This is a genomic window from Polymorphospora rubra, assembly GCF_018324255.1.
GTDB classification, from domain to species: domain Bacteria; phylum Actinomycetota; class Actinomycetes; order Mycobacteriales; family Micromonosporaceae; genus Polymorphospora; species Polymorphospora rubra.
This window is the reverse complement of record NZ_AP023359.1, coordinates 3,674,237-3,685,924: the sequence shown is the minus strand read 5'-3', so window position 1 is coordinate 3,685,924 and position 11,688 is coordinate 3,674,237. Positions and strand designations below refer to the sequence as shown.

Annotated in this window: 10 protein-coding genes; 8 read left to right on the top strand and 2 right to left on the bottom strand. The window is 69.3% G+C overall.

Annotated features, from left to right (window positions below):
* The first annotated feature begins 81 nt into the window (after nt 1-81).
* The 4 genes from Prubr_RS16940 to Prubr_RS16925 all read left to right on the top strand — a co-directional run bounded on the left by Prubr_RS16940 (nt 82) and on the right by Prubr_RS16925 (nt 4,820).
* On the top strand, nt 82-759 hold the full coding sequence (locus tag Prubr_RS16940; RefSeq protein ID WP_212826576.1) for a hypothetical protein: 678 nt from the start codon (nt 82-84) through the stop codon (nt 757-759).
* A 264-nt stretch (nt 760-1,023) separates the two neighbouring features.
* Nucleotides 1,024-1,830: a hypothetical protein gene (locus Prubr_RS16935; protein ID WP_212826574.1), complete on the top strand. Its 807-nt coding sequence runs from the start codon at nt 1,024-1,026 to the stop codon at nt 1,828-1,830.
* Between the two features lie 15 nt (nt 1,831-1,845).
* Nucleotides 1,846-3,792: a fumarate reductase/succinate dehydrogenase flavoprotein subunit gene (locus tag Prubr_RS16930; RefSeq protein WP_212826572.1), complete on the top strand. Its 1,947-nt coding sequence runs from the start codon at nt 1,846-1,848 to the stop codon at nt 3,790-3,792.
* Nucleotides 3,792-4,820: a succinate dehydrogenase/fumarate reductase iron-sulfur subunit gene (locus tag Prubr_RS16925; RefSeq protein WP_212826569.1), complete on the top strand. Its 1,029-nt coding sequence runs from the start codon at nt 3,792-3,794 to the stop codon at nt 4,818-4,820. Before Prubr_RS16930 ends, Prubr_RS16925 begins: the two co-directional genes overlap by 1 nt.
* Before the next feature lie 125 nt (nt 4,821-4,945).
* Here the strand turns inward: Prubr_RS16925 and Prubr_RS16920 are convergent, their stop codons facing one another.
* Nucleotides 4,946-5,362 (bottom strand): (deoxy)nucleoside triphosphate pyrophosphohydrolase, encoded by a 417-nt coding sequence (locus Prubr_RS16920; protein WP_246568761.1) that lies wholly within the window; start codon nt 5,360-5,362, stop codon nt 4,946-4,948.
* 183 nt (nt 5,363-5,545) lie between these two features.
* Between Prubr_RS16920 and Prubr_RS16915 the strand changes: the two genes are divergently transcribed.
* Nucleotides 5,546-5,857 carry a 4a-hydroxytetrahydrobiopterin dehydratase gene (locus Prubr_RS16915; RefSeq protein ID WP_212826565.1) on the top strand — a complete coding sequence of 104 codons (312 nt, stop codon included), beginning with the start codon at nt 5,546-5,548 and terminating at the stop codon, nt 5,855-5,857.
* A gap of 168 nt (nt 5,858-6,025) precedes the next feature.
* A complete protein-coding gene (glxA, locus tag Prubr_RS16910) occupies nt 6,026-7,978 on the top strand; it encodes a radical copper oxidase GlxA (protein ID WP_212826563.1) in 1,953 nt (650 codons plus the stop codon).
* Between the two features lie 40 nt (nt 7,979-8,018).
* On the opposite strand, the gene Prubr_RS16905 is transcribed toward glxA, so the two are convergent.
* Nucleotides 8,019-9,092: a glycoside hydrolase family 6 protein gene (locus Prubr_RS16905; RefSeq protein WP_246568760.1), complete on the bottom strand. Its 1,074-nt coding sequence runs from the start codon at nt 9,090-9,092 to the stop codon at nt 8,019-8,021.
* 183 nt (nt 9,093-9,275) lie between these two features.
* Between Prubr_RS16905 and Prubr_RS16900 the strand changes: the two genes are divergently transcribed.
* Entirely contained in the window at nt 9,276-11,336 is a 2,061-nt protein-coding gene (locus Prubr_RS16900; protein ID WP_246568758.1) for a glycosyltransferase family 2 protein, read from the top strand.
* A complete protein-coding gene (locus Prubr_RS16895; RefSeq protein ID WP_212826561.1) occupies nt 11,317-11,679 on the top strand; it encodes a PH domain-containing protein in 363 nt (120 codons plus the stop codon). Before Prubr_RS16900 ends, Prubr_RS16895 begins: the two co-directional genes overlap by 20 nt.
* The last annotated feature ends 9 nt before the right edge of the window (nt 11,680-11,688 follow it).

The following is an 11,688-nucleotide window of genomic DNA, read 5'->3' as shown; positions in this document are numbered from 1 at the left end:
ACGGCATGGTCGGCCGTGTCACCCGACGGACCGCCGCCGCGGGGGATGCCACCATCGCGCATCAATGCTTGACTGTCCGTCGTGACAGACGACGCTCCGACGACCGGAAGTGCCGGCACCACCCCGGCGGACACCGGCCGGCCGGCACCGGGCAGCCGCCCCGCCACGCCGGACGGCGGCCCGGCGGATCGGCCGCGCCGACGCCGCCGGCTCTGGATCGGCCTCGGCGCCGGCCTGTTCGGCGTGCTGGTCCTGGCGATGTGCGCCGGGACGGTCGGATTGGCCGCCGTGGTCGGCCGGACGGCCGGGAAGGTCGAGCGGGCCACCCAGGGACACGACCGCGTCCGCACGGCCTGCCTCGAACTGGAGACCAGGCTCAACCGGCTGTCCCCGCCCGGTGCCGCACCGACTCCGCAGCGACGGGCGACCGCGATCCGCGACGAGAACGCCGCCGTCCGGCCGTTCCTGGCCGAACTCGACGAGCTTCACCAGCGGCGCGACGGCGCGGACCCCGACGACCACGATGACGACGACCGCTACGTCCTCGACGACCGGTCCGACTGGGACCAGGGCTGGCTGCGCCTGATCGACGCCCGGGTGGCCTACGCCGACGCGCTCGACCGCCAGGCGGCGAGCGGCGAGCCCGCGTTCTTCATCGCCCCCCGCACGAGCGACGGTGAGCCGGTGGTCGACCGGCTCACGGCCGGGCCACCGGCCTGCTCCGGCGCGGTCCGGCGACTGGCCGCCCCCGACCTGTGATAAAGAATGATATTGATGGATATACGCACATCCACACTAGAATTACGCCAGATTCTTTCGTAACCTGCGGGACACACGCGGGCTGCTGTTATGGGTGCGGCCGGCCGCGTGCGGCGTAACGTGTGCACCGGACTGCGCCGTTATGCGGTGGGCGCAGCGAGGCAGCGCCTGGTGGCGAGGTCGTGGATGTGCCCCCCGTGTCCACGGTCCCCGCCTTGATTTCCGTGCCCGGCGCACAGACCGGGCCCCGTCAGGGAGACAGTAATGACGACTACGGCAACGAGGCCGGGCGGACCGCGGCGGCGCGCCGCGATCTCGGCGAAGACGTTGCGTACGGACCGCTGGTGGCTTCCCCCACTTATCACGGTCATCGGCCTCGGCGCCTGGGTCGCCTACGCCACCATCCGAGTTTTCATGCACAAGTGGTACTGGGTCGAGGATTTCCATTACCTGACCCCGTTCTACTCGCCCTGCGTCACCGAACGGTGCGTCCCGGAGGCGGCCCACTTCGGCCGCTTCCTACCGGGCTGGTGGATCATTCCGGACGCGGCGATGACCCTGCCGTTCCTGCTGCTGTTCCGGCTCACCTGCTACTACTACCGTAAGGCCTACTACCGGGCGTTCTGGTTGTCCCCGCCGGCCTGCGCGGTCCCGGACGGGCACAAGAGCTACTCGGGCGAGACCCGGTTCCCGCTGGTCGGGCAGAACCTGCACCGCTACGCGTTCTACGCCGCCGTCATCATCTCGCTGATCAACACCTGGGACGCCGTCCTCGCCTTCCGCAGCCCGGAGGGCTTCGGGTTCGGCCTGGGCAACGTCATCCTGATCGGCAACGTGGTGATGCTGTGGGCGTACACGTTGTCCTGCCACTCCTGCCGGCACATCGCCGGCGGCCGGCTCAAACACTTCTCGAAGCACCCGGTGCGCTACCAGGTCTGGACGTTCATCTCCAAGCTCAACGTCCGACACATGCAGCTCGCCTGGATCACGCTCGGCACGCTGGCCTTGACCGACTTCTACGTGATGGCGCTGTCCGCCGGCTGGATCAATGACCTGCGGTTCATCAACTGAGGGCCCTGACAAAAAATGACTACGCGAATCGAACGACACCACTTTGACGTCGTCGTCATCGGTGCCGGCGGCGCCGGGCTGCGCGCGGCGATCGAGGCCCGGCAGGCCGGCAAGCGTACGGCGATCATCTCCAAGTCGCTGTTCGGCAAGGCCCACACGGTCATGGCCGAGGGCGGCGCCGCCGCCGCGATGGGCAACGTCAACAGCAACGACAACTGGATGGTGCACTTCCGCGACACCATGCGGGGCGGCAAGTTCCTCAACAACTTCCGGATGGCCGAACTGCACGCCAAGGAGGCGCCGGAACGGATCTGGGAGCTGGAGACGTACGGCGCGCTCTTCGACCGGACCAAGGACGGCCGGATCTCGCAGCGCAACTTCGGCGGCCACGAATACCCGCGGCTCGCGCACGTCGGTGACCGCACCGGCCTGGAGCTGATCCGGACTCTCCAGCAGAAGATCGTCTCGCTGCAGCAGGAGGACAAGAAGGAGTTCGGCAACTACGACGCCCGGATCCGGGTGTTCGCCGAGACCACGATCACCGAGCTGCTGCTCGACGGCGACCGGGTCGCCGGCGCGTTCGGCTACTACCGGGAGTCCGGCGAGTTCGTCCTCTTCGAGGCGCCGGCGATCGTGCTGGCCACCGGCGGGGTGGGCAAGTCCTACAAGGTCACCTCCAACTCCTGGGAGTACACCGGCGACGGGCACGCCCTGGCGCTGCGGGCCGGCGCGACCCTGATCAACATGGAGTTCCTCCAGTTCCACCCGACCGGAATGGTCTGGCCGCCGTCGGTGAAGGGCATCCTGGTCACCGAGTCGGTCCGCGGTGACGGCGGGATCCTCAAGAACTCCGAGGGCAAGCGGTTCATGTTCGACTACGTCCCCGACGTCTTCCGCAAGCAGTACGCGGAGACCGAGGAGGAGGCGGACCGCTGGTACACCGACCCGGACAACAACCGGCGTCCGCCGGAGCTGCTGCCCCGCGACGAGGTCGCCCGCGCCATCAACAGCGAGGTCAAGGCCGGTCGCGGTACGCCGGCCGGCGGCGTCTATCTCGACATCGCCAGCCGGCTGCCGGCCGAGGAGATCCGCCGCCGCCTGCCGTCCATGTACCACCAGTTCAAGGAACTGGCCGATGTGGACATCACCAAGCAGCCGATGGACGTCGGACCCACCTGTCACTACGTGATGGGCGGCGTGGAGGTCGAGCCGGACACGGCCGCGGCGGCCGGCACCGTACAGGGGCTGTTCGCGGCCGGCGAGGTGTCCGGCGGCATGCACGGCTCCAACCGGCTCGGCGGCAACTCCCTGTCCGACCTGCTGGTCTTCGGCAAGCGGGCGGGCGAGTTCGCGGCCGCGTACGTCGACGGTCTGGCCCGACGCCCGAAGGTCCACGAGTCGGCCGCCGCCGACGCGGTCGAGTACGCCCTCGCCCCGCTGGCCCGTACCGAGGGTGAGAACCCGTACCACCTCCAGCAGGACCTCCAGGCGGTGATGGGCGACCTGGTCGGCATCATCCGCCGCAAGGGCGAACTGGAGGAGGCGCTCGTCAAGCTCGCCGAGCTGCGCCGGCGGCTGCACGACGTCCGGGCGACCGGTGGCCGGCGCTACAACCCGGGCTGGCACCTCGCCCTCGACCTGCGCAACATGCTGGTCGTCTCGGAATGCACGGCGCTGGCGGCGCTGGAGCGGGAGGAGTCGCGCGGCGGCCACACCCGCGAGGACTTCCCCGGCATGGATGCCAGGTGGCGCACCGTCAACCTGGTGTGCTCGCTCGACGGCGACAAGGTACGGCTGGAGCACCAGCCGCTGCCGACGATGCGTACCGATCTGGTCCAGCTCTTCGATCGCGCCGAGCTGGCCAAGTACCTGACCGACGAGGAGCTCGTGGCGTTCGACGGCGGCAAGGCGAGCGGACAGATCGCGGACTCGGCCGAGGCCGCGCTGAAGGGTGAGGCGTGATGGGCAAGCGGCACTTCAAGGTCTGGCGCGGTGACGAGGACGGCGGGGACCTCCAGGACTACCAGGTGGAGGTCAACGAGGGCGAGGTCGTCCTCGACATCATCCACCGGCTGCAGGCCACCGAGGCGCCCGACCTGGCCTGCCGGTGGAACTGCAAGGCGGGCAAGTGCGGGTCGTGCTCGATGGAGATCAACGGCATGCCCCGGTTGAGCTGCATGACCCGGATGTCCACCTTCGAGGAGTCCGAGACGGTCACGGTGACCCCGCTGCGGACGTTCCCGGTGATCCGCGACCTGGTCACCGACGTCTCGTTCAACTACGAGAAGGCCCGGGAGACCCCGGCGTTCGCCCCGCCGACCGACCTGGCACCCGGTGAATACCGGATGACGCAGGTCGACGTCGAGCGCTCGCAGGAGTTCCGTAAGTGCATCGAGTGCTTCCTGTGCCAGAACACCTGTCACGTGGTGCGTGACCACGAGGAGAACAAGCAGGCGTTCGCCGGGCCGCGCTACTTCATCCGGGCGGCCGAGCTGGACATGCACCCGCTCGACGACCGGACCGACCGCAAGGAGTACGCGCAGCAGTCGCAGGGCCTGGGCTACTGCAACATCACCAAGTGCTGCACCGAGGTGTGCCCGGAACACATCAAGATCACCGACAACGCGATCATTCCGATGAAGGAGCGGGTCGTCGACCGGCGCTACGACCCGCTGGTGTGGCTGGGCAGCAAGATCTTCCGGCGCGGTCAGAGCCACCGTGAGCTCGACCAGGTCGGCGCCACCGGCCTGCCGGCGTCGGAACTGCCGGCCCGTGGCGACCACAGCCCGAAGGCCGAGGCGGAGCGTGGGGTCAACTGGCACCGTCAGGTGCCCCGGCCGCAGACCGCGTCGGTGGACCAGAACGGGCGGCTGCCGCTGACCGAGTTGACGTCGGAGAACGCCGCCGCGTCGTCGCCGTTCGGTGACGACGTGCAGTTCCCGCTGCCGAGCGAGTCCCTCAACTACCACCATCCCCGGCAGGGCGACTAGCGGTGCCGGTCGCGGGGGTCGCGGGGCTGACGCCCCGCGGCCCCCGTTGCCATATGCCGGTTTTATCGCATACATCCGGCGTGTCACCGGGAGATGGCGGGCCGAACGGAGCAGGGTGGACCAGGTCAGCGTCGGTAGCTGGCCAGGATCGGACGGAGGGCGGCGACGATGGGCACGTCTGCGGGCAACCACGTCACGGTGTCGAGTTCGTCGGGGGCGAGCCAACGCAGTTCGGCGTGTTCCAGCGGCCTCGGCCGCGCCCCGTCGAGCAACTGGGCGAGATAGACCCGCAGGATCGCGCCACCGCGCCCGAGCGGCACGTCGTGGCCGACCCGGCCGCCGACCCCGATCCGGACACCCAACTCCTCCCCGCATTCGCGGGTCAGCGCCTCGACGTCGGTTTCCCCCGCCTCGACCTTGCCGCCGGGAAACTCCCATTTTCCGGCTATCTCGGGCGGATTCGCGCGGGCGCAGGCAAGCACCCGGCCGGCCTCGACGATCGCCGCTCCGACGACCCGGCGGCTGGATTCCTGGGTCCCCACGGGCAATCAGGGTGCCAGATCAATCGGTAAATCGGGTAATGCAGCCGTCCTGTAGGACAGCAGAAGACGGAAATGTGGGCGTGGACACCCAGCCGCCCAGCGGTAAGACTGGGAGCACCGACCATGACACGAGAAGGCGACGATTTGGCCACAAGCCGGCAACGACGCCTGGGAGGTGTGGCGATGCGTGCCCTGTGGAGCGGCCGGACCCGCCGCGATTATCTCAGCGACGCCCTCACCCAACTGAGCGGCTGGACCCGTGAGGGCTGCCAGATCAAACGCACCCTGACGATCGACGACAGCCAGCACGCTGCCCTCACCGAGCGCATCAAGGTCGTCTCGGACGCCCTGCACCTGCAGCCCGAGATCCGACGCCTCGACGGGCACACCCAGATCAGGGTGGGCTGCCGCAACGAAGGCCCGATCACGGAGGGCGAGATCGCGCTCGCCGCGCGCATCGAGGACGCATACCGGACGGTCACCGCCAATCCGTGACCACAAACCCGGCCATGCGGTGATTTTCATCTCGACTTTTCCCACCGATTCGGCAGATTCGGGCTGATCAGCCGCGTATGGTGTGCGCCGTCCTCTCCACCGAACGCATGACCGGCATTGAACCGGGACCGACCGGCCTCTACCGTGCTTCAGTCGGATGGAGGCCGGATGACCAACGAAAAGCGCCGCCGTGGATTCTTTCAGCGGCGCACCGCGCTACAGGCGCTCGCCGTGGCCGTACTGATCACCGCCAACGCCCCGCCGATCTACAACTTCGTCTCCACGTACGCACACGAACGTGAGATCAACAGCGATGACTACAAGGCCCGGCACGGCCACTGGCAGGTCATCGAACTGCCGTCCGACGTACGGATCAACGCCATCCACGCCGCGCTGCTCGACACCGGCAAACTGCTGCTGATCGCCGGCTCCGGCAACAACCGGGCCGAGTTCGAGGCGGGGTCGTTCCGCACCCTGGTCTACGACCCGGTCAGCGGTTACACCAAGGACGTACGCACCCCGACCGATCTCTTCTGCGCCGGGCACGCGTTCCTGCCGGACGGCAACCTGCTCGTCGCCGGCGGCACGCTGCGCTACGAGGTGCTCGCCCCGGACGTCACCCGCGCCGGCGGAACGATGATCGTCAAGAACGAGTCGCCCGACGACGAACCCCGCACCTTCCCCAAGGGGACCGAGTTCGTGGCGCCGGACGGCCGGCGCTACGTGGCCGCCGCCGAGTTCGCCGTCGAGCCCGCCACCAAGACCGAATCCCGCCGCGGCACGGTGACCGTCACGGCGAGCGAGACCAGCCTCTGGGTCGACGCCGTCGAGGAGGGCAGCGGCTCGATCAGCGCCACCCCCACCCAGTACGCGATCACCGGGCTGACCGGCGTGGACCGGCAGAACCTCTACGGCCTCGCCGACAAGATGACCCTGGACAAGCAGGACTACCAGGGAACCAAGGAGACGTACGAGTTCAATCCGCGCACCGAGGAGTACGAGCGGGTCGGCGACATGGCCGAGAAGCGCTGGTATCCGACGCTGACCGGGCTGCCCGACGGGCAGGTGCTCTCGGTCGCCGGACTCGACGGTGCGGGCCAGGTCCTCGACGGCTCGGTGAACGAGATCTACGACCCGAAGACGAAGAAGTGGACCGTACAGCCGGACCTGGACCGGTACTTCCCGACGTACCCGGCGCTCTTCCAGACCAGCACGCCCGGCCGGCTGTTCTACACCGGCTCGAGCACCGGCTACGGGCCGGAGGACGACGGGCGGCAGCCCGGTTTCTGGAACATCGAGGACAACAGGTTCCAGCCGGTGCCCGGCCTACGCGACGCCGACCTGATGGAGACGAGCGGGTCGGCGTGGGTGGGTCCGGTGCAGGATCAGACGATCATGGTGGTCGGCGGCGGCGGCATCGGTGAGTCGGCCCGGTCCACCTCCCGGATCGACCTGATCAAGCTCAATGACGCCAACCCGCGCTTCGTCCCCGGCCCGAGCCTGCCGGAGGGCACCCGCTATCCCAACCTGGTGCAGTTGCCCGACGACACCACCCTGATCACCAACGGCTCGCGGGACTACCGGGGCAAGGGCAACAGCGACAACCACAACGCCCGGATCTACCACCCGGACACCAACACCCTGGAGTACGCCGCCGACCCGAACATCGGCCGCAACTACCACGGTTCGGCGATCCTGCTGCCCGACGGCCGGGTGCTGACGGCCGGCTCCGACCCGCTCTTCCGCGACAAGGACAACCTGATCCCGGGCGAGTTCGAGCAGCGGCTGGAGATCTACAGCCCGCCCTACCTCTTCCGGGGCGTACGGCCGGTGATCAGCGCCGGTCCGGCCAGCGTCGGGTACGGCGACGTGGCCACCTTCACCGTCCAGGACAACTACGCCGGCATCGGGAAGGCCCGGCTGGTCCGCCCCAGCGCCGTCACCCACAGCACGAACGTCGAGCAGCGGTCGATCGCACTGGACTTCACCGAGCGGGGCGACCAGGTGACGGTGACGATCCCGGCCGAGGCCGCGGTCGTACCGCCGGGGTTCTACATGCTCTTCCTGACCAACCGGATGGGTGTGCCGTCGGCCGCCCGCTGGGTGCAGGTTGTCGACTGACGGGTCGTACCGGCCGACCCCCGGCCGGTACGACCGGGGGTCACGACCGGCTGGCCAGGCCCAGGGCGTAGTCCGGCCACCATTCGCCGGCCACCGGCTCACCGGGCCGGCAGGCGCCGTCGGAGTCGCCCGGCCGTTTGATCCACAGCAACGCGTCGACCCCGGACAGCCCGGTGTCGCTGGTCGGCTCCGCGCCGAGCGCCCGCCCGGGTGGGTTGCACCAGCTCGGACCACCGTCGACCTCGGTGCCGTCGGGCCACGGCCCGGCGCCGTTGCGGCTGGTGTCGATGACGAACCGGGCACCGCCCAACGCCTGCGCGAGGCGGCCGCCGTACTCGACGTTGTCGGGTGTGGAGACGAAGTTGGAGACGTTCAGCGCGAACCCGTCGGCCCGCTCCACGCCGGCCCTGCGCAACGCGTCGGCCAGCGCACCGGTGTCCCGGATCCAGGTCGGGTTGCCGGCGTCCAGGTAGACCCTGGTCGCCGGGCCCTGCTTGAGCACCGTGACCGCGTCGTCGAGCAGCGCGAACCGCTCGGTGGCCGACGCCTTGCAGCCGTCGAGGGCGTGCGCAACCGCGTCCGGCTCGACCACCACCGTCGCGGCCTGCGAGCCGATGCCCGCCGCGACCGCCCGGATCCAGGTCCGGTACTCGTCGGCGCTGGCCGCACCGCCCGCCGAGTAGCTGCCGCAGTCGCGCTGCGGCACGTGATAGGCCACCAGTACGGGCATCTGCCCGGCGGCACCGGCCCGGCGGACGACCGCGTCGACCTCGGCGGTGATCTCGGCCGGGTCGGCGGCGGTCAGCCAGTACGCGATCGGACGGCTGGCGATCTTGTCGATCTGCGCCGCGTCGTCGGTCCGGCCCCCCGCCGCCCAGCGCGACTTCTGCCCCGCGGCAGGCGTGTCCGGGTCGACGAAGAAGGCCATCCCGGCCAGCGGGTTGTCGCCCGGCGGCACGGCCAGCCCGGGTGCCGGCCCGTCGGCCAGGGACGTCGGCCGGGGCGGTCCGTCGGCCCCGTCGGTCGACTGGGAACAGCCGGCCACCAGCGCCACGAGGGCCGTACCGGCGACCGCGAGCAGTCGACCACGGACCCCGAACCTTCTGACGATCATCGATGCCATCCGTTCCTCGTCGTCTGGAAAGCGTAGTGCAGCGCCCCGGATACCCTCCCCACCCGCCGATTCCGCCCCGGACACCGTGATTACCGCCCCAACCGGACATCACGGCTGTCGATAACACCCCCTGGACACATATGCTCGCCCCCGCACCAGCTCGCACCGACCCCTGAGGACACCGTGGGCCAACCGTCCAACCCGCCCGCCGAGGCGGGCTCCTGGGAACGACTCGAAGCCTTCAGCCGACTGGCCGGACCGGTCCGGGAAGCACCGACCGACCGGCCCTACCGGGTCCGCTACCGCGACATGCGCAAGACCGACGGCCTCGGGCGGCTCAGCAAGGCCGTGTTCATCGCCGTCCTCAACCTCACCTTCGAGGGACTCTTCGTCTTCTGGCTGCTCCGGCCGGGCCACTTCGCCGAACCCAATCCGGGCCGGTGGGAGGCGGCCGCCAACGTCTTCGTGATCTGCTCGATCGGCCTGGTCGAACTGCTGCGACTGATCAACGTGGTCTCGTTGTCGCTGGCCTCGCTGGCCGCCCGCGACCCGGTACCGGTCGCCCCCGACGCCACGATGCGGGTCGCCTTCCTGACCACCATCGTGCCGAGCAAGGAGCCGCTGTCGGTGGTGAGCGACACCCTGCGGGCCGCGCTACGCATCCGGCACCGTGGGGTCTTCGACGTGTGGCTGCTGGACGAGGGCAACGACCCGGCCGTCATCGCGCTGTGCAGGCAACTCGGGGTACGGCACTTCTCCCGCAACGGGATCGAGCACTACAACCAGCGCAAGGGCGCCTTCCGGGCCAAGACCAAGCACGGCAACTACAACGCCTGGGTCGACCGGCACGGCGACGAGTACGACGTCTTCCTCTCCGTCGACCCCGACCACGTGCCGCTGGCCAACTTCGCCGAACGCATCCTCGGCTACTTCCGCGACCCCGACGTCGCGTACGTCGTCGGTCCGCAGTGCTACAAGAACAGCGAGACCTTCGTCACCCGGGCCGCCGAATCCCAGCAGTTCCCGTTCCACAGCGTCATCCAGCGGGCGGCCAACCGCTACAACGCGGCGATGCTCGTCGGCACCAACAACGCCATCCGGATCTCCGCGCTGCGCAGCATCGGCGGCCTCAGCGACTCGATCACCGAGGACATGGCCACCGGCCTGAAGCTGCACACCACCCGCAATCCGCAGACCCGGCGGCGGTGGAAGTCCGTCTACACCCCGGACGTACTCGCGGCCGGCGAGGGACCGTCGAGCTGGTCCGACTACTTCAGCCAGCAGCGCCGCTGGTCGCGGGGCACCTTCGAGATCCTCCACAGCGAGTTCTGGAAGCGGGTGTTCCGGCTCTCCCCGGGCCGGCTGCTGCACTACGGACTGATCACCACGTTCTACCCGTCGATGGCCGTCGGCTGGTTGCTCGGGGCGGTCAACGCCGTGCTGTTCCTGGCCCTCGGGGTCAGCGGCATCATCGTCGCCCCCACCATCTGGTTCGCCCTGTACGTCGACGCGACCGCGTTCTCGCTGTGGCTCTACCTGAGCAACCGGCGTTACAACGTCAGCCCGTACGAGGCGGAGGGATCCGCCGGACTCAAGGGCATGCTGATGTCGGTGATCTCCGCACCGATCTACGCGACCATGCTGGTCAGCACGTTCCTGCGGCGGCCGGCCCGGTTCGTGGTCACACCCAAGGGCGAGTCGTCGAGCAGCGACGGCCTGCGTACGTTCCGCAACCATCTCGGCTGGACGGTGGTCTTCACCGGGGCGCTCGGCGTCGCCTTCGCCCTCGGCCACGCCGCGCCGGCCGCACTGCTGTGGCCGACGGTCGCGCTGTGCGTGTCCCTCGCGCCGATCGCGTTGTGGCGCCGTGAGGTATGGCAGTCGAAGCGGGCCGGCAAGGGCCGCCCCGCCCGGCCGGGTACGCCCGACCACGCCGGCGACATCACGATGGAGATCCCGAAGATCGTTCTCCGGGACGAGTTGACGCGGCACCCGCGCACCCCGGCCCAGCGCGCACCGCTCGCCGACCGGCCGGTCAGCCGGATCGAGCCGCCGATCGAGACCGTACGGATCCCGACGCAGACACCCGGCCCGACGGCCACGCCGGTCCAGCTGGCACCGGGCGCCACCCCCGCCGTACCCACCGGGCCGGCGCCGACGGCCGGCTCGCCGCCCCCGGACGACCCCGCCACCACGGTGGCGCTGTCTATCTACCCTCGGACACATGGCGAACGTGACCTATGACCGGCGGGAACAGCTCCAGCAGATCGAGTCCGGCCTGCTCCAGAACGAGCAGATCATCGCGGTCTACGACGCGATCGGCGTCGGCACCGGATTCATCGGCCTGACCAACCGACGGGTGATCCTCCAGGACAAGTCCTTCGTCGGGAAGAAGATCGCGATCACCAGCATCCCCTATTCGAAGATCACCAGCGTCAGCGTGGTGAGCAACCGGTCATGGACCGGCAACTTCTTCTCCACCGGAGCGATCGCGATCCACGTCGGCACCCACACCTACGAGATCGAGTTCCGCGGCGACCAGAAGAGCCACCACGTCCACAACGTGATCCTGCACTACATCTCCTAGCCACGCCGC